A 23,709-nucleotide genomic window follows, 5' to 3' on the forward strand; every position below is an offset into this window, starting at 1 on the left:
CGCGCCGCGGCTTACACGCCCAGCAGTTCGTTAAGAACCGGCATTTTGGAAGGCAGTTCGGACGAGGCGAACGACTCGACGATCTGGCCGTGTTCCATGACATAAAACCGGTCCGCCAGCGGCGCGGCAAAACGGAAGTTCTGTTCCACCATAACGATGGTGTAGCCTTTGGACTTGAGCGTGGTGATCATGCGCGCCAACGTCTGCACGATCACCGGCGCCAGTCCTTCGGATATCTCGTCGAGCAACAGCAGCTTGGCGCCGGTGCGCAAAATGCGTCCCACCGCCAGCATTTGCTGCTCGCCGCCGGACAGGCGCGTGCCTTGGCTGTGGCGGCGCTCGTGCAAGTTCGGAAACATCGCGTAGATTTCCTCGATCGGCATGCCGCGCTGCGTCCTGGAGACAGCGGGCGGCAGCATCAGGTTCTCCTCGGTCGACAGCGACGAGAAGATGCCGCGCTCTTCCGGGCAGTAGCCGATGCCCAGATGCGCCACCTTGTGTGTGGGCAAGCCGATCGACTCGGCGCCGTTGACCTTGATCGAGCCGGTGCGTTCGCCGGTCAGGCCCATGATGGCGCGCAGCGTGGTGGTGCGCCCGGCGCCGTTGCGGCCCAGCAGTGTCACGACCTCGCCCGGCCGCACGATGAGATTGACGTCGTGCAAAATGTGGGATTCGCCATACCACGCCTGCAGGTTGCGGATTTCCAGTGCGGGTGTGCCCATCAATGCGCTCCTTCCATCGCGCCGGCGCTGGTGCCCATGTACGCTTCCATCACCTGGGGATTGCTGGAGACCTCGTCGTAGCTGCCCTCGGCCAGCAGGGCGCCGCGCTGCAATACCGAGATCTTGTCGCAGATGCCCGACACCACGCTCATGTTGTGTTCCACCATCAGGATCGTGCGGTTGGCGGAGACCTTCTTGATCAACTCGGTCACCCGGTGCACGTCTTCGTGGCCCATGCCCTGCGTCGGCTCGTCGAGCAGCATCAGTTCCGGCTCCATCGCCAGCGTGGTGGCGATTTCCAGCGCCCGCTTGCGGCCGTACGGCAGATCGACCGTGACGGTGTCGGCGAAGCTTTCCAGGTCGACCGTCGCCAGCAGTTCGCGGGCGCGGTCGTTGAGCTTGTACAACGTGGTTTCGCTCTTCCAGAAATGGAAGGACGTCCCGAGCGCGCGCTGCAAGCCGATGCGCACGTTCTCCAGCACCGTCAGGTGGGGGAAGACGGCGGAAATCTGGAACGAACGGATCACGCCGCGATCGGCGATCCGCTCCGGCCGCAGGCCGGTGATGTCCTGGCCGTTGTACAGGATGGCGCCGGAAGTCGGCGTCAGGAATTTGGTCAGCAGATTAAAACAAGTGGTCTTGCCGGCGCCGTTGGGCCCGATCAGCGCGTGGATGTGACCGCGCCGCACCTTCAAATTGACTTCATTGACGGCCGTAAATCCCCTGAACTGTTTCGTCAGGTTGCGCGTCTCCAGGATGACGTCTGTCATCGCTCCTCCAGTAATGTCGATGGGTGCCCGCGAGGGCGTGTTTGGCGGTCAGAACGCCGCTTGATAGATGGCCAGCGCGTCCCGTTCCGTCACCTCGCGCGGATTGTTGGCGAGCAGCCGGGTTTGCAGCATGGCGCTTTGCGCCAGCAACGGCAGGTCGGTCACCTTGACGCCGACCTGGCGCAGGGTGGTCACCATGCCGGTGGCCTCGGCCAGCCCCTCCAGGTACAGGATGAACGCCGTCGCGCGCGCTTCGGTGCTGCCCTTGCAAGCAGGTACGGCCACTTCGGCAAGCTCGGCATAGAGCGCGTGCGCTACGGACAGGTTGAAGCGCAGCACGTGCGGCAGGACCAGCACGTTGGACGCGCCGTGGGGAACGTGGAAGATCCCGCCCAGCGGATAGGCCAGCGCATGCACGGCTGCCACCGGCGCGTTGGCGAACGCCTGTCCCGCCAGCATAGCGCCCAGCAGCATGCCTTCGCGCGCCTCCCGATCGCCGCCGTTCCGGCACGCGGGCAGCAAATTGTCCGTCATGATTTTGAACGCCTGCATCGCCAGCACGTCCGACATCGGGTTTTTGCGGACCCGGCTGGTATAGGCCTCGATCGCGTGCACCATCGCATCCATGCCGGTCGCCGCCGTGATGTTGGCTGGCAGCCCCACCGTCAGCTCGGCGTCGAGAATCGCCAAGTCGGCATACAAATGCGGCGACACGATGCCGGCCTTGGTGGTCTCGCCGGTGGTGACGATGGAAATCGGCGTCACTTCGGAGCCGGTGCCGGCGGTGGTGGGCATTTGTACCAGCGGCAGGCGCGGTCCGGTCACCTTGCCGACGCCATACATGTCGTCAAGCGGCTGGTCGGACGCGGCCAGCACCGCGATCAGTTTTGCCACGTCCAGCGACGATCCGCCGCCGAGGCCCAGAATAATTTCCGCGCCGGCCGCGCGGGCGCGGGCAGCCGCCGCCAACACCACCGCTTGCGGCGGGTCGGCCACCACGTCATCGATGACGCTGACCTCCCAGCCCGCCTCGCGCAAGCTGGCCAGCGCCGCGTCGAGCAGGCCGCTGTTGTGAAGGAAAGCGTCGGTGACCAGACACAGGCGACGCAGCGCATAGCGTTCGCGCAAGATGGCGCCGAGCCGGCGGGCGCCGCCGAACTCGACAATAAAACTCGGGACGGTTTGAAATTCGAAGCTAGTCATGTCTGTTCCAGTCTGCTCTAGACCTGCTCGCACAGGTATTTGATCTCGAGGTATTCGTCGATGCCGTAATGGGAACCTTCTCGTCCCAGGCCCGATTGCTTGATGCCGCCAAACGGCGCGACTTCATTGGAGATGGCGCCGGTATTGATGCCCACCATGCCGCATTCCAGCGCTTCGGCGACGCGGCGGCGCCGGCCGGGATCGTTGGTGTAGAAGTAGGCGGCCAGGCCGAACTCGGTGTCGTTGGCCATCCGGATGGCTTCGGCTTCGGTGCCGAAGCGGAATACCGCGGCGACCGGCCCGAATATCTCTTCCCGGGCTACCCGCATCGCCGGCGTGACGTCCACCAGCACCGTCGGCTGGAAGAAGGTGCCGCCAGCGGCATGGCGCCCGCCGCCCGTCAGGACGGTGGCGCCATGCTCGCTGGCGTCGCCGATCAGCGCTTCGACCTTGGCCAGCGACCGGCCGTCGATCAGCGGTCCCTGCGCCACGTCCGGTTCCAGGCCGTTGCCCACCTTGAGCGTGCGCACCCGGTTGGCCAGCGCGATCGTGAATTTGTCGTAGATGCTGTCCTGCACCAGGAAACGGTTGACGCACACGCAGGTTTGGCCGCTGTTGCGGAACTTCGCCTTGATGGCGCCGTCCACGGCCTGCCCGATGTCGGCATCGTCGAAGACGATGAACGGCGCGTTGCCGCCAAGTTCGAGCGACAGGCGCTTGATGGTCGGCGCCGATTGGGCCATCAGCAGCCGGCCCACCTCGGTCGAGCCGGTAAATGACAACTTGCGCACGTCCGCGCTGGCGGTCATTACGCCGCCGATGGCCCGTGCGTCGCCCACCAGTACTTGCAGCACGCCGCCCGGAATGCCGGCCCGCTCGGCAAGCGCGGCCAGCGCGAGCGCCGACAGCGGCGTCAACTCGGCCGGCTTGACGATCATCGCGCAGCCCGCCGCCAGCGCGGGCGCCACTTTCCGGGTGATCATCGCCGCCGGGAAGTTCCAGGGGGTGATCGCCGCGCACACCCCGACCGGCTGCTTCAGTACAGTAATCTGGTTGTCCCGCTCAGGGTGGGGCAAAACTTCACCGGCGATACGTTTGGCCTCTTCCGCATACCATTCCACGAACGAGGCCGCGTACTGGATCTCGCCCCGGGCCTCGCTCAGCGGCTTGCCCTGCTCGAGCGTCATGATGAGCGCGAGATCGTCGATATTGGCCAGGATGGCGTCGAACCACGCGCGTAGCAATCCCGCCCGCTCCTTACCGCTCAAGAGCTGCCATTTCTTTTGGGCCCCGATCGCATGGGCGATGGCACGCTGCGCCTCCGCCGCCCCGACGGCCGCCACGTGGGCCAGAAGCTCCCCCGTTGCCGGATTGGACACCGCCAGCGTTGTGCCGTCGTCCGCGTCTATCCATTGACCGCCGACGTAGGCCCGCTCGCGGAGCAAGCTTGAATCTTTTAGTATCATTTCGTCTCCGTTGTCCCGTATGCGGGATACTGTTCCGTATGTGGAATGACTGAATCATAGAAGACGTTTTCCTGACGGTCAATCACTATTTTCCGTGCGCTCGTGCGAAAATCGCACTTAAGTCCACTGTCAGGCGCTTCCCCGCCTGGCATTTTTGTTCAGCAAAGTGATCTGATATGTCCTCCAGTCCGGTTCCCGGGTCTTCCATATTCACCAGTTCGTCCGATACGACCGACACGCCGCAGGCAGCCAAAAACCTGGCTCCGGCAGTGATGAAGGCGGCGCAAATCCTTGATGTATTCGCACAGAGCAACGGGCCGATTTCACTGGCGGAGCTGGCGCGTACCGTCGATCTTCCGAAGAGCACGCTGCATACGCTGTGCAACACCCTGGTCCACCTGCGCCTGCTTCATCGGCTCGACACCGGCCAGATGTCATTCGGGCCGCACGTGATGACCTGGGCCAACGCCTTCCTGTCCCGCAGCGATGTCACGCAAGAGTTTTTCTCGGTGTGGAACGAAGTCAATGTGTTGCCACAAGAGACCATCACGCTGTCCGTGCTTGACGGCGGTAGCGTGATCTATATCGCCTGCCGCAACGGTAACCGGCCGCTCGGCGTGACGTTCCGCATCGGCATGCGCTTGCCGGCGCCCTACACGGCGACGGGCAAGGCCATGCTGAGCACCTGGCCCGAACACGAAACCAGGGCGCTTTATGCGAAAGACTGGCCGCAACCGCTAACGCCGGCAGGCACTCCGAATCTCGCCGCGTTCCTCGATGAAATGAACAAAATACGGGACCGGGGTTTCTCCGTCGACGATGGCGAGGTGAGGGAGGGCATGCATTGTTTTGGCGCGCCGGTTTTCGACTCGACCGGAGGGCGCGCGGTAGCAGGGGTAGCGGTCAGCATGCTGTCGCAGGAAATCACCCCGGAGAGCGAGCTGGCGGCCGGAAACGCCATTCGCCTGATCGCCGATCGCTTGTCCCAAAGACTGGGCGCGAACATTCGATAGACACAAATGTGTTCGGCACCGGGACCAACTGAAAATATTTTATAAATCGCTTGCTATTTGATCGAGTGCTATGTATAGTTCTCACATCGGCGCTGCAAACGGCAGCGAAGCGTAGTAGATTAGCAAGCTGTCGCAACAGATGGTAGATCGCTAGCGATTAGATAGTTTGTTAGATTTGTAGTCCAACGATTTGTACTTCAACTTAACTGAAAAGGAATTCATCATGTCGATCGAAAAAGTACTGTACCGCGCCACCGCAAAAGCCACCGGCGGCCGTGAAGGCAAAGCCGTCTCCTCCGACGGCGTGCTGGACGTCAAGCTGACCACCCCGAAAGAACTCGGCGGCGCCGGCGCCGTCGGCACCAACCCGGAACAACTGTTCGCGGCCGGCTACTCGGCCTGCTTCCTGGGCGCGCTGAAATTCGTCAGCGGCCGCGACAAGATCGCCCTGCCGGCGGACGTCTCGATCGAAGGCACGGTCGGCATCGGCGCCATCCCTACCGGTTTCGGCATCGAAGTGGAACTGAAAATCTCGCTGCCAGGCCTGGACCGTGAAGCCGCGCAAAAGCTGGTCGACGCCGCCCACATCGTGTGCCCTTACTCGAACGCCACCCGTGGCAACATCGACGTCACCCTGACCATCCTGTAATCGCCGCGTTCAGCGATTGACGGTCCCGAGGCCGGCGCCCACCAGCGCCGGCCTTCTGCATTACAATCGCCGTTCATCCCTTACAGAGATACGCAATGATTGAATGGCATTGGCTGGGCTTTGACGACATCCCCCGCGACGACTGGTACGAGGTGCTGCGCCAGCGCCAGGACGTGTTCATCCTCGAGCAAACCTGCTTGTATCCCGATATCGACGGCTACGACCTTGACAGCCATCACTTGATGGCGTGGCGCGAGATCGACGGCAAGCGCACCCTGGTCGCCTATCTGCGCTGCCTGCCGCCCGGCTTGAAGTACGACGAGATGTCGCTGGGCCGCGTGCTGACCACGCGCGCCGCGCGCGGCAGCGGCATCGGCCGCGAGCTGCTGGCCAAGGCCATTCCGCTGGCGGAGGCGCTGCACCCGGGCCACCGGTTCCGCATCGGCGCCCAGGCGCATCTGGAAAAATTCTACGGGAGTTTCGGCTTCAAAACGGTCACCGAACCGTATGACGAAGATGGCATCATGCACATCGATATGGTGCGATAAGCCGAACCGTCAAAAAGTCAGCATGAAGCGCGCGCCCTCGCCCACCGAGCGCGCGTAGCGCACCGTGCCGCCATTGGCATGCACCAGATGGCGCACCATCGCCAGCCCGATCCCCCTGCCCTGTTTTTTCGTCGAGAAGAACGGCGTGAAGATGTGCGCGGCCAGCGCTTCCGGCACACCGGGGCCGTTGTCGGCCACCTCGATACGCAAACGGCTGCCCCGGCTCAAACGTGCGCTCACCACCGCGCGCGGCGGACGGGCGCCCACGGCCATCGCCTCGGCGGCGTTCTTGAGCAGGTTGATCAGCGCCTGCTCCAGCTGTCCCGGATCGATCATCACCTCCAGCGACGCCGGTTCCACCGAAAACACCACCTGCCCGCCCAGCGCCTGCCACTGCGGCGCCAGCAGCGCGGACAAGCGGTCGAACAAATCCTCCAGCCGCACGCGCTGCGGCTGCGCCTGGGGCACCGTCGACAGGCTGCGGTAACTGCCGACGAAGTCGACCAGGCTGGCGGCGCGGCGCGCGATGGCGTCCAGCGCGATGCCCAGATCGGCGTGGATATCGGCGGGCAGTCCGGCGCTGGCCTCGTCGAGCAGGCCGCAGGCGGTGCGCGACAGCGAGGCCACCGGCGTCAGGGAATTCATGATCTCGTGCGTGAGCACTTGCACCAGCTCGCGCCAGGCGTTCAGCGCCTCCGCTTCCAGTTCGCTTTCAACTGGCATCAGCGCGGCCAGCCGCTGCGCGGAACCCTGCACCGACAACGCCGAGATGGCGACCAGCGCGCGCTCGCCACCGCGTTCGGTGTCAAAGGTGATCAACCTGCGCTGGCCGACCGGCTGCGCCGACAGCAGCTCGTGCAAATCCTGCGGCGCGCTGGCGCGGCCCGGCGCCAGCAGCCTGCGCGCGCTGGCGTTGAGCGGCGCGACCTGCCCGGCGCCGCTGGCATGCATGATGCGGAACAGCGCGATGGGCGCGTGTTCCAGCCGCGCCTCCAGCGCCAGCACGCTGGCGGCAAGTTCGTTGTGCCGGGGACCGGGGACCATGTCGGCGGTGGCGCCTTGGGGCTCCATGCGCGGGACGCGCGGTCCGAGTTTTCGCAGACATTGCCACAACGTGCACAGCGGCGCCAGCGCAAGCGTCGCGCACAGCACGATGCGGCGCGGCTCCGGCGTGGCCGACAAGGCGTCCGCCGCCACCGCCAGCGCCAGCAAAACGAGCACGCTGGCCGCGACGCCGAACTTGAGCGCGCGCTCAGATGCCATGTTTGCCCAGCTTGCGGTACAAGGCGGCGCGGCTGATGCCGAGCGTTTTGGCGGCGTGGCTGATATTGCCGTTGAACTGGGCCAGCGTGCTGGCGATGGCTTCGCGTTCCAGGGCATCTAGCGTCATGTCGACGGGGACCAGGCCGGGGACAACGCCGGCGCCCTCGTTGGCGGCGACGATGTTGACGGCGGCCGCCATCGAAGATCCCGCGCCGAGGCCGAAATCGTTCAAGCCATATTCCGTCCCCTGTCCAAGGATGACGGCGCGTTCGCACGCGTGGCGCAGCGCACGCACGTTGCCGGGCCAATCGTGCTGGCACAGGTAGCCCATCGCCATGCCGGCCACCTCGCGCACCGGCCGCTGGTACTGCAGCTCATACAGCTTCAGATAGTGCGCGAGCAGCAAGGGGATGTCCTCGCGCCGTTCGCGCAGCGGCGGCACGCGGATCACGATGGTATTGAGCCGAAACAGCAAATCGGGCCGGAAGACGGAGGGATCGAACAGGCGCGCCTCGTCCAGATTGGTGGCGCTGACGATGCGCACGTCGATCGCCTCCGGCTTGTCGGCGCCGATCGGCGTCACCTCGCGCCGTTCCAGCGCCGTCAGCAGCTTGGCCTGCGCCGCCAGCGGCATGTTGCCGATTTCGTCGAGGAACAGCGAGCCGCCGCGCGCCGCCTGGAAGCGCCCCGCGCGGTCCGACTTGGCATCCGTGAACGAGCCTTTGCGATGGCCGAACAACTCGCTCTCGAAAGTCGATTCCGGCAGCGCGCCCATGTCCACCGCCAGCAAGGTGCCGGCCGCCCGGCGCGACAGCGCGTGGATGGCGCGCGCCACCAGCTCCTTGCCGACGCCGTTCTCGCCGAGCACCATCACATTCGCCTCGGTCGGCGCCACGCTGCCGATCAATGCCTTGAGCTCGCGCATCGCGGCCGACTCGCCCATCAGCTCGGGCGCGGCGGCCGACGACCCGCGCAGGGCCGCGCGCCGCGCCAGCGCCTGGTCGACGGCCGCCACCAGCCGCGCGTTGTCCCACGGCTTGGTGATGAAGTCGCCGGCGCCGCGCTTGAGCGCCTCGACGGCCAGCGGAACGTCGGCATACGCCGTCATCGCGATCACCGCCGGCGGACGTCCCTGGGCGCGCAACACATCGAGCAGCGCCAGGCCCTCGGCGCCATCGATGCAGCCGGGCGTGAAATTCAGGTCGAGCAGCACGACGTCCGGCACGCCCTGCGCCAGCAGCGCGGGCAAGCCGGCGGGATCGCAAAGCGTGGCGACCTGGCCATGGCGACGCCGCAGCAGCAACTGCGCGGCGGTGGCGACGTCGGGATCATCATCGAGTATCAGTACGTAGGCGGACATGCAGGCATTCTAGCAGCGCGGGAGGGGCTGCGGACAAGGCAAAACCAGCCGGGCAAACCGCGCCACATGCGGATGTCCAGTTCCGAACATCGCCCGGTGTTCGATATCGAACACCTGCGGGGCGCACGCATGCCAAAAACCCCTGAATCGCCGGTTTTTGCGCGTGGCACGTCCTTTGCTCTAAGGCCCGTATGCAGATCAAAAAAAATATCGACCAGCCGAATCCGGGACTGCCGGCCAGCGGCGCCGCAATGGACACCGTGGTGCCACGCCGGCGCGGGAAAGCCATCGCCTTTGCGATCGCTTCCGTGCTGGCGATGGCGGCCGCCGTCTACGCGCTATGGTCGTGGATGCCGCGCGGATTGCAGATCGACGGCGCCGACCTGCGCATCGGCCAGGCCACGCGCGGCGTATTCGTCGACGAAATCGTCGTGCGCGCCAATGCCGAGCCGCTCAACTCCGTGATACTCGATTCGGTGGAATCGGGCCGCGTCGAGGAGGTGCTGGCCAGCGACGGCGCGCTGGTGAAAAAAGGCCAACTGCTGTTCCGCATCTCCAACCCGCAGCGCAACCTGGAACTGCTGGCGCGGCAATCGGAACACGCGGTCAGCATCTTCAACCTGTCCAATCTGCGGGTGGCGCAGGAAGCCAGCGCCAGCGACCACCGGCGCCGGCTCGACGAGCTGCAATTCGAGGTGGACCAAGCCCGTAAGCAGCACCAGCGCAACGCGCGGCTGGCCGCGCAGGGCTTCATCTCCAGCGTTGCGCTGGAGGAGTCGGCCGACAAGCTGGAACAGCAACAACGCCAGCTGGCGAACGAGCAGCGCGCATCGAGCACCGAGGACAAGGTGCGCAGCGCAGCAGCGCAGCAGCTCGAAAGCGCAATCGATGGCTTGAACTCCGGCTTGAAGCTGGTCTCCGGCACTGTCGACGCGCTGGCCGTGCGCGCGCCGGTCGAAGGCCGGCTGACCAATTTCCGCCTGCAGGTGGGCGAATCGATCGCCACCGGCAAAAATATCGGCCGCATCGACGATCCGGTGCGCTTCAAGCTCTCGGCCAGCGTCGACGAGTATTACCTGAACCGCATGGCGGTCGGGCGCAAGGGCAGCGTCAAGCAGGACGATAAAAGCTACGCCGCCGACATCAGCACCATCTACCCGCAGATCAAGGAAGGTCGCTTCACGGTCGAAATGGTGTTCAAGGACGGCCAGCCGCCGGTGCTCAACCCCGGCCAGAGCCTCGACGCCCGCATCACGCTGGGAGAGCCGGCGCCGGCGCTGCTGCTGCCCAACGGCGCCTTCATCAACGACAGCGGCGGCGCCTGGGTCTACGTGGTCGACGCCACCGGCCGTGGCGCGCAGAGGCGCGCGGTGCGCATCGGGCGCCGCAACAACAGCCAGATCGAGGTGCTCGAAGGCCTGGCGGCGGGCGACAAGGTGATCCTGTCCAGCTACGCCGCCTACGGAAATTCACCCAGGCTGCAGATTACGCAGTAAATTCACATCCACACCACCAAAAGGCGAACCCACATGCTCAAACTAGTCGGCATCAGCAAAATCCACCAGGCGGGGGAAATCCAGACCACGGCCCTGGACCGCATCGACCTGGAGATCGAGGCGGGCGAATATGTCGCCATCACCGGCCCGTCAGGCTGTGGCAAATCGACGATGCTGGGAATCCTGGGCCTGCTGGACACGCCCAACCACGGCGAATACTGGTTCGAGGGCCGCAACGTCGCCGGCTGGAGCGAAGCGAAACTGAACCAGCTGCGGCGCGGCCGCATCGGCTTCATTTTCCAGAGCTTCAACCTGATCGAGGAACTGACCGTGTTCGAGAACGTCGAACTGGCGCTCGAATACAACGGCACGCCGGCGCGCGAGCGCCGCGCGCGCGTGACGGCGATGCTCGACAAGCTGGGCGTGGGCCACCGGGCCGCGCACCGTCCGTCGCAGCTGTCGGGCGGCCAGCAGCAGCGGGTGGCGATCGCGCGCGCGCTGGTGGCCGGCCCCGCCGTGCTGCTGGCCGATGAACCGACCGGCAACCTCGACACCGCGCACGGCGACGAGGTCATGCGCCTGCTGCGCGAGATCAACGCCGAGGGCACGACCGTGGTGATGGTGACGCACTCGCCGGACCACGCCGCGCAGGCCTCCCGCACCATCAACCTGCTCGACGGCCGCATCATGGTCGACGCCCTGCAAGCCGCTTAAGCGTCAGGATCACCCCCATGAACCTGCGCGATTTCCGCATCGGCTGGCGCCTGCTGGCCGGGGAACCCGGCTACTCCGCCGCCGTGATCCTGAGCCTGGCCGTCGGCTTCGCCAGCTGCTTCCTGCTGCTGGGGTTTGTGCGCTACTCGCTCAGCTACGACCGCGATGTGCCGCAGGCCGACCGGGTATTCCTGATCAAGATGCGCAGCAACACCTTCGAGCAGCCGGTTTGGTCGGAATCGGTGCCGCTGGCCTTCCTGGAACCGGCCCGCACCAGCGGCATGACCGACGGCGTCACCGCCGTGGTGCCGCTGCCAGTGGGGATGAAGACGAACTCCCAGCCGCAATCGATCCAGCTGGCGGCGGTCCACCCCGACTTCCCGGCGATGTTCGGCGTGCGGGCGCTGGCCGGCGACCTGCGCCAGGCCTTGAGCCGCCCCGACACCCTGGCCCTGACGACCAGCAGCGCGACACGCTTGTTCGGCGGCGCCGACGCCCTCGGCCAGGTGGTGCACATCGGCGGCAAGCCCTATACGGTAGCCGCGCTGGTGGCCGACCGGCCGTCCAACAGCACCTTGAGCTACGGCGCGTTGGCCGGCATGGACACCGGGGCTTGGGACGACGCCGAGCGCAAGGTGCTGATGGGATCATGGGGTTACATCAACGGCGCGAAGATCTATGTACGGCTCAAGCCCGGCGTCGATGCCGACGCGCTGCGACGGCATTTGCAGCAGGCCACCGACGACTCGCCATTCCGGCGCGAACAAGCCGCGGAGCTCCAGGATAAACTCGGCGGCCGAAAGCTGCGGGACATGGCCGTGGGCGCCCTGCCCGGGATGTACTTCGACGCCGACACCGCCAACACGCCGTTCAGCGGCCCGCACGGCGACCTGCGTGGGATGCTGGGTCTGACGGCGGTGGCGCTGCTGATCCTCGCGCTGGCGGCGATCAACTACGCCAACCTGGCCACCGTGCGCGCGCTGCGACGCCAGCGCGAGATCGCCGTGCGCAAGGTGCTCGGCGCCGACGGCAAGCGCGTGCTGGGGCAATTCCTGGCCGAATCGCTGCTGGTGGCCATGACGGCCACCACCCTCGGACTGCTGCTGGCGTGGGTATTGCTGCCGGTGTTCGCCGATCTGGTCGACCGCCGGCTCGACGGCTTGTTCACGCCGGCCGCGCTGCTGCCCAACCTGGCGCTGGGCGCGGCCATCGGCTTGCTATCGGGCGCCTACCCGGCATGGGTGGCGCTGCGCGTGCGGCCGCCGCAGGCGCTGGCGGGACGCGGCGGCGCTGAAACATCCGGCGCGCTGTGGCTGCGGCGCGCGCTGACGGTGCTGCAATTTTCCACCGCCATGGGATTGGTCGCCGTCACGCTGGCGGTGGCTTGGCAAACCCGCTACGCCAGCCGGGCCAGTCCCGGCTTCGACCCGTCCCCGCTGCTGGTGCTGGAACTGCCGGCCGACAGCACCAATCCGGCCTCGCGCGGCCTGCGCGAGGCGCTCAAGCACCTGCCGGGCGTCGACGGCGTGGCCACGTCACTCGATCCGATCGGCCGCCAATTCGCCGGCGCCTACATCAAGGCTTCGCTCAAGAACGGGCGTTGGAGCGGCCTGTCGATCCGCTCGGTCAGCGCCAACTTCTTCGACGTCCACGCGCTGCGGCCAGTCGCCGGCCGCCTGTTCAGCGACAAGATGGAAAAGGACGAAGGCGGCTTCGAATCGGTGCTGCTCAACGCACGCGCCGCACGCGCGCTCGGCTTCGCCGATCCGGCGGACGCCGTCGGACAACTCCTCACTACCGACAGCGGGGACGGCATGGTGACGGCGACGATCGTCGGCATCGCGCCCGATCTGCGCTACGACAGCCTGCGCGACACCCCCAAATCCTACCTGTACTTCACCAGCCAGCAAAACAGCACCCTGACGGTGCGCGCGCGCGACGACACAGGCCAGCTCGAAAGCGCCACCCACGCGCTGGCGGCGCGCTACTTCCCGAACGACGTGGTGCCGATACGCCAGGCACGCAGCTACTTCGCGCAGAACTACGGCGACGACCTGCGGCTGGCCAAGCTGCTCGGCTTGGCCAGCGCCATCGCCGTGATGATCGCCGGCTTCGGCGTGTACGTGCTGTCGGCGTACAACGTGCGCCGCCTGGGCCGGCAGATCGTGCTGCGCAAGCTGTTCGGCGCCGAGCGGCGCGACATCGCCCGGCTGGTCGGACGCGAAGTGCTGGTGCTGGTGGCGATCAGCGCGGCCATCGGCCTGCCGCTGGCGGCGCTGGTGATCCAGCGCTATCTGGCCTCGTTCATCGAACGCGCGCCCATCGGCGGCTGGACCCTGCTGGCAGGGCTGCTGGCGGCGCTGGTGGTGACGCTGGTGTCCACGCTACGCGGTACCATCGCGGCGGCCGGCATGTCGCCCGCCCTGGTGTTGCGCGACTAAAAAGGAGACGCACATGAAACTACGTGACTTTCGCATCGGTTGGCGCCTGCTGATCCGCCAGCCATTCCAATCGACGGTCGAGCTGCTGGGATTGGCGACCGGCTTCGCGGTCTGCTTCCTGCTGCTCGGGTTTGTGGCTTACTCGTTCAGCTACGACAGCGACGTGCCGCAGCGGGAGCGCGTCTACGTGATCAAACACCGGCTCAACTTCATCCCGCAGCCGCAGTGGATGGAATACACGCCGTTCGCGCTACGCGAGGTGGCGCTGCGCAGCGGCCTGCCGCTCGAGGCCAGCGTGTGGTGGCCACACAAGACGACGGCCTCGCTGCAGGGCCGCGCGCGCGAGCTGGAGGTCATGGCGGTCGATCCGGCCTTCGAGCGCATCGCCGGCCTGCTGGCGCGGGAAGGCAGCCTGCAACAGGCGCTGACCTTGCCGGACGGCCTGGCGGTGACGCACCGGACCGCGCTGGCGTTGTTCGGCACCGTCGACGCCCTGGGCAAGACCGTGGACATCGACGGTCAACCCTTGCAGGTGCGCGCCGTGCTGGACGACCGGCCCGGCAACAGCACCTTGCAATTCGGCGCGATGGTCGGCATCGGCAGCGCGCTGTGGCCTGACGCGGAGCGCCAGCGGGCGCTGTCGAACTGGATGGGTATCGAAGGCCGGATCTATGTCAAGACCGGCCCTGGGATCAGCGCGACGGCGCTGCAAAAGGTCCTGCAGGATGTCGTCGACCGCGCCCCATGGGAGGGCCTGGCCACGCCGGAGATGAAGACCACGCTGGATGGTCGCAAGATGGTCGACATCGGCCTCGGTCCGTTGGCCGACGCCTACTTCGACCGCAGCGTCGCCAACACCTTGGGCACCGGTCCGCGCGGCGACAGGCGCCTGGTGCTGGCGATGGGCGCGGCCGGCCTGCTGATCCTCGCAATCGCTGTGGTCAACTATGTCAACCTGGCGACGGTGCGCACCTTGCGCCGCCAGCGCGAGATCGCCATGCGCCGCGTGCTGGGCGCCACCACGCGCCGGCTGCTGACGCAGTTCATGGCCGAAGCGGTGCTGCTGTCGGTTGCCGCCGCCGGGCTGGGCATGCTGCTGGCGTGGCTGCTGCTGCCGTTGTTGTCCGAACTACTGGACCGGCGGTTCGACAACGCGTTCACGCCGCTGTCGCTGGCGGCCGGCCTGCTGTCCGGCGTCGTGGTGGGCGCGCTGGCGGGCCTATATCCCGGCTGGCTGGCGCGCGGCGTCGACATGGGCGCTGCGCTGGCCCACCGCAGCGGCGAGACGGCTGGCGGCGCATGGCTGCGGCGCGTGCTGACGGCATTGCAGTTCGCCACGGCGATGGCGACCGGCAGCGTGGCGCTGGCGATCCTGTGGCAGACCCAGTTCGCCGGCCGGGCGCCGCCGGGCTTCGATCCTGCGCCGTTGCTGGTAGTGGAAATGAGCAAAGGGCTGGACGATGCGCGGGCTCGGGCGTTCCGCGATGCCGTCGCGCGCTTGCCGGAGGTCGCTGGCGTGGCGGACAGCGGCTCTGTGCCCGGCCGCGACGACCACACCGGCACACGGGGCAGCACGTCGGTGCGGCGTGCGGACGGCAGTACCGCCGCTTTGACAGTGCAATTCGTCAGTCCCGAGTTCTTCGACGTCTACGGCCTGTCCGCCATCGCCGGACGGCTGTTCGACCCGCGCATCGACAACAACGCCGGCAAGGACGGGGAACGCAATATCGTCATCAACCAGGCGGCGGTGACAGCGCTGGGCTGGAATTCGACGCAACAGGCGCTGGGCCAGCGCATCCCCGGCTCCAACTGGCGCATCGTCGGGGTGGCACCGGACATCCGCTGGTACACCCTGCGTGAACCGATGGCGCCGACGATGTACCAGCCGGCTGAGAACAGCCGCCTGCTGACGGTGCGGATGCGCGCCGCGCCATCGGCAAGCGGCGCGGCCGAGGCGCTGGAGCGGGCGATCGCCGCCACGGCGCTGCGCTACTTCCCGACATCCCCGCCGCTCTTACGGCGCGCCGGCGGCTACCATGCCGAGGCGTATGCGGACGATTTGCGCGTGGCCAGGATGCTGGCCTGCGTCACCACCGTGGTGTTCGCGCTGGCGGCGTTCGGCATCTACGTGCTGGCAGCGAACAGCGTGCAGCGGCGCGCGCGCGAGATCGTGCTGCGCAAGCTGCATGGCGCCGGCCGCGCGGCCATCGGCGCTCTGGTGGGACGCGAATTCCTGCTGCTGACGGGCGTCGCCGCGCTGGTCGGGCTGCCACCGGCAGCGCTGGCGATCCAGCGCTATCTGGCGCCGTTTGTCGAACGCACGCCGCTGGGGGCCTGGGCGCCGGCGGCGGCATTGACCGTCGCGCTGCTGATCGTGGCGACGGCTACCGCGCGCCACACGTTAGCCGCGATGCGCATCTCGCCCGCGAGGGCGCTGCGCGACTAAAAAACGGGGGCGAAAAAAATGGCAGCTATTTTTATAAACTGCCATCGTTATTTTTGCTACCAGCATAAAAATGAAGACATAAGTTCACTTCAAGGCGAACGGCACCCGATCTAAAACTTTCCGCGCTAGCTCCATCGTGCCACCAATTTTAATAAGCGGGCGTTTCAGAATAGATTGGCGGTGGCGTCTTAGTTAGCAACGACACGGCACTTAAAACGTCCATAAGCGGCGCGCTTACGGACGCCCTCAGACACCCAGAAAGCGCTATGGCAGACTAGTGGCATCAACAATTTGCATCGCCACTTTCAAAATATTGTCCGGCCCGCCACTCGGTTTTCCATAGACATCAACCTTATCCGATTGATATAATTCATACAATACGCCGTTTGCCGCCCACGTCAGCTTCCAAATACCAGTGCTATGATTTTTCGCGCTGGCAAGTGAAAGTACCGCATCCACTCCATTAATATTCTGATTAAAAAATTCTTGAGCAGAAGAAATAGCCGCACCAGATTTTTTATATTCCCAGCGCGTCAGCATCATCAGAGTCTGATATGAATCTCTATAAATAGCATTATATCGATTTCGATCTTCTTCCAAAACGCCAGCAAAAGAAAAATCAAAACCCATCATGATTGAATTCAATTTTTTTAAATAGGTAGTCGAAGTGGTATTAATTCCCGGTTCGTGCAAAAAATTCTTTATCACCTCCAAATAAGCGCTATCAACATCGACCGCTAAAAATCCACTCCTATCTTGCGAAGTTTTTTCCCAGAGATATGCTCGTTGCTCTGCCGTCAAATCATCAGCAGAAACAATCGTGTCATTTTTTTTTGATAACTCTACTAATGTTTTCGGTGGAATTTGTGCACTAGCCCAATTTGAAACAAGAAGAAACACAGCCAACCAATATTTATTTTTCATAGCTTACCTATTAAAAAGCCCGGTACCGAGACCTAAATTTCCTAGATTGCAAGTATTAGCTTGTGAATCAGCTAGGCGAACTATATTTTTACCTACTGGATCGTAATACCAGTGATATCCAACCACCAGATAGTTTAACGCGCTTTCTGCATTTGCAGTTGTATATTGATCTGTATCAACGATTTTCGGATTCCCAGCGCGAGCGCTATACAAAACTCCTCTATTTAAGTAGTAATTGCTAAATTTTGGATCTGCCATCATCGCGTCAGAAATTTGCTCTGCAGTCCATTGGCTACTTATAGCCTGATTTTGATTTATATATACGACTTGATTTGTCGATTGTTTATATCCGCCTTTACCATACAAGACTCTAGTCGCAAATAACATATATCGCACCCGGCCATAGTCCGTGGTTAGCGACTCCAGTACCCACTTCGTCGCTTGGACGTCCCGAGTTTGAGCGGGAAGAGTTAAAACATCCGCATCCGCGCCAACGGCATAGAAAAAAGCTGCAGCAACAGGTTTTAATTCGCTCGGAATAGTACTGAATTGACAAGCCCTACTTACCTGCCCCAATGCAAATGCCGTATCCATGCATAAGAATAGGAAGCTGCCAATCACCAGCAGCGATCCCCGCACTTTGAATATCATAAGATTCCTTTAACGAAGGCATATTGAAAATTGCAAAAATGAAAATTTATTTCACAACAATCTCTCCAAGCTTGTACCAGTATTCCGAGGGGGGCGTCGCTATATTTGGAACTGAAGGCTTACTTCCCAAATCTGTTGCCTTGAGAGGATATTTGTTTGCAATCGAGGTATCTGCTGGAATAATCACTTTGATCCACTCAAATGAGGCCGGCGGGGCATTTCTCACCTGCACCTGACCGTTCTCTAAAAGTTCAAGCCTAGGATTGGCTGAATCATTGCTAGCGGTATTCGAAGCCCACACAGCCTTTCCGGCGGCATCGTACTGCACGAAGTTGCCATCTGTTTGAATAACAGAACGCAAACCATTTTTATAACTTGCCCATAGCGGCGTACTATCCCGATACAGTACCAAATTCCCGTCAGTTTGCTGAATAAAGGTATATCGACCATTAGTCATTGCTTGACCTAGCTCCATTGAGGGATTGCTGAAGGGGCTGAGCGACATCACCGCAAGCGCAGGCGACGCTAGAAATGTTAAGCCCGTCAAAACAACGGTCATTGCGAGTCTCTTAATCATAATATTTCCAAGGTTGAGAGATGCAGATTATGGCTTGCATTGATACGAAAGAAACTCTCACAATGTCACATCTGGAAGATATATATGCGCACCTCGAAAAATGGCCTCCGTTCACGCCATGCCCCTATCCCACCTCGTTATACACATCTCTCGAACCCCGAATGAGGCGCTCAAAAATACCTTTTACATCCAATGAGTTGCAGCAGCCCTTATAAACTCATATCGTTGTACACCAGTCGGCAGGCGCTCCACGCGCGGCTCAGGAAGCCACTGGCTTTCAACGACTGACCTGAGGGGCTTGTAAACTTTGGCGAGATCGCGTTTACTCTCTGATTTTGAGTGACGCATCGGCCAAGGTATCGAGTCGCTGGACGGATCAAGAGTCTGCGGGACTGGATCTGGGCGATGCTCGGCTCGACAAACGAGCGAGAACACTGATGGAACGATTTACGACGAAGCCGACGGCGAGCATCACCGAAGCCTGCGACAGTTAGAGCAAGACCTGCGCGGCTTATCGCTTTCTCGGCAACGAAGAGGTGTCCTGGGAGGGCATCCTGGCGCCGCACTGGGAGCGCACTCGGGAGCGCATGCAGCCGCATGCGGCCGTGCTGTGTATCAAGACACTACCGAACTTGATTTCAACGGCCAGGAAGCGGATGGGCTGGGACCGCTGAACTATGAGGCGCGGTGCGGCATGTACCTGCACCCGACCTACGCCGTCACGCCGGGGCGCGAGCCGCTCGGCGTGCTCGACGCCTGGATGTGGGCGCACGAGAAACGCGGCAAGGATGGCGTGCGTCCCGGGCAGAAAGAGAGCGCGCGCTGGATCGAGGGTTACGGGCGCGTGGCCGAGATAGCGGCGTCGCTGCCCGCAACGAGGCTGGTGTACGTGCCCGAACACGAGGCCGACGTGATGGCGTTGATGCGCCGCGCGCGAGTTGGGCACCCCGGCCGACTGGCTGGTGCGGGCCACGCACAATCGCGGCGTGGACGACGGCGAGAAGCCGTGGGAGCACACCTGTACCGGCATGGCGCTGGGGGAAATCGCCTTACCATGCCGGCCCGCGAGGATCAAAAAGCCCGTCCCGTACGTCAACAATTGTGGGCCAGGCAGGTCGAGATAACCGACGGCAAGGGCGGGCGCCTGAGCGTGACGTGTGTAGTGGCACGCGAGGTGGGCGCGCCTGCCGGCATCGAGCCGACCGAATGGCGCCTGCTGAGCAACCGTCTCATCGCGACCGTCGAGCAGGCCGTCAAACTGATCGAATGGTACCGGGCGCGCTGGGAAATCGAGATCTATTCCATGTGATCAAAAATGGTTGTAAGGTCGAGGAGCCGCAGCTGTCCTCGATTGACCGCATTGCGCGGGCTTTGGCCTTGTTCATGGAGGAGGCCTGGCGCGTCACCTATCTGATGCGCATGGGCAGGACCCGCCCAGATCTCGATGCTGCGCTGTTCTTCAATCCCGATGAAATTCGCGGCGCCCATTTACTGACCAAAAAGAAGATGTCGGCCACGTCGTCCATCTTGAACGAGATCATCCGCCTCATCGCTCAAGTCGGCGGTTTCCTCGGCCGCAAAAGTGACGGAGGCCATCTGGCACAGTATGCCCACCCCAACATGCTTACTATGATTTTCCAGATCGAGCGCGAGTAGCAGGCCATCTGTGATCGGAAATTCGGCATCGGCAACATCAGCATCGACGGAGGACAAGAGTACGACGAGCACAAGACACACCAATGGGGCATCGAGATGGATTGCCGTCCGGTCCGCAAGGACTATTTGACGGGCCAGAGCGCGCGCTGTTCGTACCAAGACAAAGCGATGTACGACTGCCCTGCCACAATCAAGCTGATCCAACTGTTCATACAGCACCCATGGGTACGGCTCGTCTACTTTAACGCCCCCGAGGCGCAAAAGGCAAGTGGGATGCGTCAGCATCTGCCCGGACACAGCGACCACTTCCACGTCGAGCTTTGGCCGAGGCTTGCATCATAAGCGCGCGACTTGCGGCCATTGTCGCCGCGTTGGCGCTGTTCGCACTGGCTCAAACAGTGGAGAAGAAGCCGAAGCCACTCAAGGGACAATACCAAGTGTACGAGGGAACTCTGTGCGAAATGATGGCCCCTTCGCGGAAAAACAGAAAGGTGTCATTCATGTTCAAGGGGCCGCTCGCGAAAGACCTGTTCGACCAGATCGGGCCTGGTGCGAAGATGCCCTGTGGCGGCGCGAAGGACCATGGGTACGCTTACTATTTCGGCCTCGACGTACCGACCGGCAAGAGCACCCCCGGGGCGATCTGCTGACGATGTGTTTTGGACGAAAAAAATGGCAGCCATCTAATTAGCTGCCATTTTCATTTACATCCGCTACGGATCAATTCACCGAAATCAGTTCGATATCGAAGACCAGGTTGGCGTTGGGCGGGATGCTCCCAAATCCTGTCGCGCCGTACCCCAGCGCGGGCGGAATGAACAGCGTGCGTTTGCCGCCGACTTGCATGTTTTCAGTGCCACTGCTAAAGCCTGGGATGGCACTACCGTCGCCGCTGGTGCGACCGATGGTGAAGGTAAATGTGCTAGTAGCAGAAGTGGCGGTGGCCACCGGATCAAACCGCGTTCCTTTGAGATTTTCACGCGTACCATCATAAAACCAGCCGCTGTAGCGAACTGTGACGCTCTTACCGGACGTCGCGACGGCGCCCGTGCCGGCCGTGACCTCGACGATCTTCAGATCGGTCGGCGCCGCGACGGCAGGCTGCTTGACCACTTTGGTAACGCTGACCAGCCGCAGTTCGTAGACCAGCGGCGAATTGGCCTTGATCTCGGCGTAGGCGATGCCATTGACGGTTTGCGCCGGCCGCACGGTGGCGCCGAAGGCCAGATTGTCCGGCAGGGTCGCCAGGCGCACGCCGCCAACGCGCATGCCGACGATGGCCAAGTCCCAGCCGCTCGGCACGACGCCGCCCACGCCCAGCGTAAACGGCGGCGCCGTCGTGCCGGAGTCGATCGAGCTTTCCACTTTGGCGCCGATACCGTCGGTCTTGGTGGCGTCGTACAGGTAGCCGGTGTAGGCCACAGTCACCAGATCGCCTTTTTCCGCCAGCGTGGCGGTGTCGGCGCCGGGGCCGACCGTGAGATCCTTGATCGCATATGCCGGCTGCGGCACCACGACCGGATCGGATTTTTTCGAACCGCCACCGCAGGCCGTCAAGATCGCCAGGCAGGCAACAGCAACAATAATGTGAAACTTCGATTTCATGATGACCTTTGATGAATAGTTCATATTCGTGCAAGCTTTTAGGAGCAGAAGTTTAGCAGACGCAGGCACCTCCGCCCCAAGCACTACATTCGGTTACATCTTTTAGCGCCGTTTGTGTGCTTATATTTCCACTTGCGTGCCAAGTTCGATGACGCGGTTGGGCGGAATCTGGTAGTAGTCGGCCGCGCCACGGGCGTTGCGCGACATCGTCACGAACAGATGCTCGCGCCATGGCGCCATGCCGTGGCCGGGGGTCGAGATGACCGTCTGGCGGGCGATGAAGAACGACGTTTCCATCATCTCGAACGGCAAGCCCAGACACTCGCACTGCGCCAGCACCTTGGGAATATCCGGTTCGTCCTTGAAGCCGTAGAACACATTGACCTGGTAGCACTGGTGTCCGAGGTCGATCACCTTGACCTGCTCGTCCTCCGACACCCACGGCTCCTCGACGATATGCACGGTGAAGAACACCACGCGCTCGTGCAGCACCTTGTTGTGCGACAGGTTGTGCAGCAGCGCGTGCGGCACGCCGTCGCTTTCGCCTCGCAGGAAGATGGCGGTGCCGTAGACCCGCGCGGGCGGCGCCACGAACAGCGACGACAGGAACTCCTCGAGCGGAATGGCGTGCTTTTGCAGATTCTTGAACACCAGCTCGCGCCCGCGCTTCCAGGTCAGCATGACGGTGAACAGGATGATCGCCAGCAGCAGCGGGAACCAGCCGCCGTGGAACAGCTTGAGCGTGCTGGCCGAGAACAGCAGGATGTCGATCGCGATGAAGAAACCGGTGGCGCTAAAGCACAGCCACAGCGGCAAGTGCCAGCGGTAGCGGATCACGAAGAAGGTCAGCACGGTGGTGCACAGCATGGTGGCCGTAACCGCGATGCCGTAGGCGCCGGCCAGCTTGTCCGACGAGCCGAAACCGATCACCGCCATCAGCACCACCACCAGCTGCAGCCAGTTGACCGCCGGGATGTAGACCTGGCCGATCTCGGTGGCCGAGGTGTGCAGGATGCGCATGCGCGGCAGCAGCCCCAGCGCGATGGCCTGCTTGGTCATCGAGAAGGTGCCGGAGATGGTCGCCTGCGAGGCGATCACCGCCGCCATCGTCGACAGCACCACCAGCGGGTAGACGCTCCATGCGCCCAACTGGTTGAAGAACGGATTGGACACCGCCTCCGGGTGCGTCAGCAGCAGCGCGCCCTGGCCCAGGTAGTTCAGCGCCAGCGCCGGGAACACGATCAGGAACCAGGCCGCGCGGATCGGTTTTTTGCCGAAGTGGCCCATGTCGGCGTACAGCGCCTCGGCGCCGGTGAAGGCCAGCACCACGGCGCCCAGCGCGACGAAGGCGATCATGCGGTTTTCCAGCATGAAGTGGAAGGCGTTCATCGGGTTGAGCGCATACAGGATCTGCGGCGCGGCGACGATGTTGATCACGCCCATGACGGCCAGCGCCAGGAACCAGATCACCATGATCGGCCCGAACCAGCGGCCGATGCCGGCCGTGCCCTGGCTTTGCAGCGCGTACAGCGACACCAGCACGATGATCGACAGCGGAACGATGTACTGCTCCAGTCCCGGCGCGGCCACTTCCAGCCCCTCGATCGCGCCGAGCACCGAGATGGCGGGCGTGATGACGCTGTCGCCGTAGAACATGGTGGCGCCGAAGACGCCCAGCAGCATCAGCGGAAAGTGCCAGCGCGGCGCCGCCTTGGTGACGGAATTGAGCGCCAGCGCCATCAGCGCCATGATGCCGCCCTCGCCGCGGTTGTCCGCGCGCAGCACCAGGGTCACGTATTTGAGCGAGACGATCATCGTCAGGCCCCAGAAAATCAATGAAATGATGCCCTGCAGGTTGAATTCGCTCAGCGCCAGGCCGTGCTCGGGATCGAAAATGGTTTTGAGGGTGTAGAGGGGACTGGTACCGATGTCGCCGTAGACGATGCCGACCGCCGCGAGGGTGAGGGCGGCGACACTGCTTTTCTTGTGTTGCTCGGTCAAGATTGCACCTGTTGTTGTTTTGGTGCATTGCACAATAGGATAACTATTTGCAAAAGGCAAGGAGATTTTGGCATACGCGGGCGTTCCAATTAGTCAATATCGCCAGTGTACGCTGCCACGGCCGCGAGCGCGAGTTTGGCGCGCTGCCGGGACGCCGTTGTTGCCCTGCGGCCAGCAAGCCCATCTTAATTGAGCGATAATGTC

19 protein-coding genes and 1 pseudogene are annotated in these 23,709 nt (G+C 63.2%); 9 read left to right on the top strand and 11 right to left on the bottom strand.

What is annotated here, in order from left to right; all coding sequences use genetic code 11:
* Window positions 1-11: 11 nt before the first annotated feature.
* The 4 genes from MRBLMU1_RS14350 to MRBLMU1_RS14365 are packed head-to-tail and all read right to left on the bottom strand — an operon-like array spanning window position 12 to window position 4,161.
* Entirely contained in the window at window positions 12-722 is a 711-nt protein-coding gene (locus MRBLMU1_RS14350; RefSeq protein ID WP_363502452.1) for an ABC transporter ATP-binding protein, read from the bottom strand.
* Complete coding sequence (locus MRBLMU1_RS14355) at window positions 722-1,492, bottom strand: ABC transporter ATP-binding protein (protein WP_363502454.1); 771 nt, start codon at window positions 1,490-1,492, stop codon at window positions 722-724. The genes MRBLMU1_RS14350 and MRBLMU1_RS14355 overlap by 1 nt, the downstream gene beginning before the upstream one ends.
* A 48-nt stretch (window positions 1,493-1,540) precedes the next feature.
* Entirely contained in the window at window positions 1,541-2,695 is a 1,155-nt protein-coding gene (locus MRBLMU1_RS14360; RefSeq protein ID WP_363502456.1) for an iron-containing alcohol dehydrogenase, read from the bottom strand.
* 17 nt (window positions 2,696-2,712) lie between these two features.
* Complete coding sequence (locus MRBLMU1_RS14365; RefSeq protein ID WP_363502458.1) at window positions 2,713-4,161, bottom strand: NAD-dependent succinate-semialdehyde dehydrogenase; 1,449 nt, start codon at window positions 4,159-4,161, stop codon at window positions 2,713-2,715.
* A 176-nt stretch (window positions 4,162-4,337) separates the two neighbouring features.
* Here MRBLMU1_RS14365 and MRBLMU1_RS14370 point away from each other — a divergent pair, with 176 nt between their 5' ends.
* The 3 genes from MRBLMU1_RS14370 to MRBLMU1_RS14380 all read left to right on the top strand — a co-directional run bounded on the left by MRBLMU1_RS14370 (window position 4,338) and on the right by MRBLMU1_RS14380 (window position 6,371).
* Entirely contained in the window at window positions 4,338-5,174 is an 837-nt protein-coding gene (locus tag MRBLMU1_RS14370; RefSeq protein ID WP_363502460.1) for an IclR family transcriptional regulator, read from the top strand.
* Between the two features lie 223 nt (window positions 5,175-5,397).
* Window positions 5,398-5,823, top strand: a complete 426-nt coding sequence (locus tag MRBLMU1_RS14375) for an organic hydroperoxide resistance protein (protein ID WP_363502462.1) — start codon at window positions 5,398-5,400, stop codon at window positions 5,821-5,823.
* A gap of 95 nt (window positions 5,824-5,918) precedes the next feature.
* Window positions 5,919-6,371 (top strand): GNAT family N-acetyltransferase, encoded by a 453-nt coding sequence (locus MRBLMU1_RS14380; RefSeq protein WP_363502464.1) that lies wholly within the window; start codon window positions 5,919-5,921, stop codon window positions 6,369-6,371.
* A gap of 9 nt (window positions 6,372-6,380) precedes the next feature.
* On the opposite strand, the gene MRBLMU1_RS14385 is transcribed toward MRBLMU1_RS14380, so the two are convergent.
* Both MRBLMU1_RS14385 and MRBLMU1_RS14390 read right to left on the bottom strand, forming a co-directional pair.
* The gene (locus tag MRBLMU1_RS14385) at window positions 6,381-7,634 is read right to left on the bottom strand and encodes a sensor histidine kinase (protein WP_363502466.1); all 1,254 of its coding nucleotides are present in this window, start codon (window positions 7,632-7,634) and stop codon (window positions 6,381-6,383) included.
* Window positions 7,624-8,994, bottom strand: coding sequence for a sigma-54-dependent transcriptional regulator (locus MRBLMU1_RS14390; protein ID WP_363502468.1), 1,371 nt, complete (start codon window positions 8,992-8,994; stop codon window positions 7,624-7,626). The genes MRBLMU1_RS14385 and MRBLMU1_RS14390 overlap by 11 nt, the downstream gene beginning before the upstream one ends.
* 191 nt (window positions 8,995-9,185) lie before the next feature.
* On the opposite strand from MRBLMU1_RS14390, the gene MRBLMU1_RS14395 reads away from it, so the two are divergent.
* From MRBLMU1_RS14395 to MRBLMU1_RS14410, 4 genes are read left to right on the top strand one after another with little or no spacing between them, the layout of a single operon-like run.
* The gene (locus tag MRBLMU1_RS14395; protein ID WP_363502470.1) at window positions 9,186-10,490 is read left to right on the top strand and encodes an efflux RND transporter periplasmic adaptor subunit; all 1,305 of its coding nucleotides are present in this window, start codon (window positions 9,186-9,188) and stop codon (window positions 10,488-10,490) included.
* A 33-nt stretch (window positions 10,491-10,523) separates the two neighbouring features.
* Window positions 10,524-11,204, top strand: a complete 681-nt coding sequence (locus tag MRBLMU1_RS14400) for an ABC transporter ATP-binding protein (protein WP_363502472.1) — start codon at window positions 10,524-10,526, stop codon at window positions 11,202-11,204.
* A gap of 17 nt (window positions 11,205-11,221) precedes the next feature.
* Window positions 11,222-13,645 (top strand): ABC transporter permease, encoded by a 2,424-nt coding sequence (locus tag MRBLMU1_RS14405; RefSeq protein ID WP_363502474.1) that lies wholly within the window; start codon window positions 11,222-11,224, stop codon window positions 13,643-13,645.
* Between the two features lie 13 nt (window positions 13,646-13,658).
* A complete protein-coding gene (locus MRBLMU1_RS14410; protein ID WP_363502476.1) occupies window positions 13,659-16,091 on the top strand; it encodes an ABC transporter permease in 2,433 nt (810 codons plus the stop codon).
* A gap of 264 nt (window positions 16,092-16,355) precedes the next feature.
* Here the strand turns inward: MRBLMU1_RS14410 and MRBLMU1_RS14415 are convergent, their stop codons facing one another.
* The 3 genes from MRBLMU1_RS14415 to MRBLMU1_RS14425 are packed head-to-tail and all read right to left on the bottom strand — an operon-like array spanning window position 16,356 to window position 18,243.
* Window positions 16,356-17,015, bottom strand: a complete 660-nt coding sequence (locus MRBLMU1_RS14415) for a hypothetical protein (protein WP_363502478.1) — start codon at window positions 17,013-17,015, stop codon at window positions 16,356-16,358.
* A 3-nt stretch (window positions 17,016-17,018) separates the two neighbouring features.
* Window positions 17,019-17,666: a hypothetical protein gene (locus tag MRBLMU1_RS14420; protein ID WP_363502480.1), complete on the bottom strand. Its 648-nt coding sequence runs from the start codon at window positions 17,664-17,666 to the stop codon at window positions 17,019-17,021.
* Window positions 17,667-17,712: 46 nt separating this feature from the next.
* Window positions 17,713-18,243, bottom strand: coding sequence for a hypothetical protein (locus tag MRBLMU1_RS14425; RefSeq protein WP_363502482.1), 531 nt, complete (start codon window positions 18,241-18,243; stop codon window positions 17,713-17,715).
* 335 nt (window positions 18,244-18,578) lie between these two features.
* Between MRBLMU1_RS14425 and MRBLMU1_RS14430 the strand changes: the two are divergent.
* Window positions 18,579-19,833, top strand: a pseudogene (locus tag MRBLMU1_RS14430) (IS4 family transposase); the annotation flags it as partial.
* A 566-nt stretch (window positions 19,834-20,399) separates the two neighbouring features.
* Complete coding sequence (locus MRBLMU1_RS14435) at window positions 20,400-20,549, top strand: hypothetical protein (RefSeq protein WP_363502484.1); 150 nt, start codon at window positions 20,400-20,402, stop codon at window positions 20,547-20,549.
* A gap of 70 nt (window positions 20,550-20,619) precedes the next feature.
* Here the strand turns inward: MRBLMU1_RS14435 and MRBLMU1_RS14440 are convergent, their stop codons facing one another.
* Together MRBLMU1_RS14440 and MRBLMU1_RS14445 are read right to left on the bottom strand one after the other, a co-directional pair.
* Window positions 20,620-21,504, bottom strand: a complete 885-nt coding sequence (locus MRBLMU1_RS14440) for an FKBP-type peptidyl-prolyl cis-trans isomerase (protein ID WP_363502486.1) — start codon at window positions 21,502-21,504, stop codon at window positions 20,620-20,622.
* A 120-nt stretch (window positions 21,505-21,624) separates the two neighbouring features.
* Window positions 21,625-23,505, bottom strand: coding sequence for a potassium transporter Kup (locus MRBLMU1_RS14445; RefSeq protein ID WP_363502488.1), 1,881 nt, complete (start codon window positions 23,503-23,505; stop codon window positions 21,625-21,627).
* Window positions 23,506-23,709: the final 204 nt, after the last annotated feature.

Origin of the sequence: Burkholderia sp. LMU1-1-1.1, assembly GCF_040675865.1 — a bacterium.
GTDB lineage: Bacteria > Pseudomonadota > Gammaproteobacteria > Burkholderiales > Burkholderiaceae_D > Rugamonas.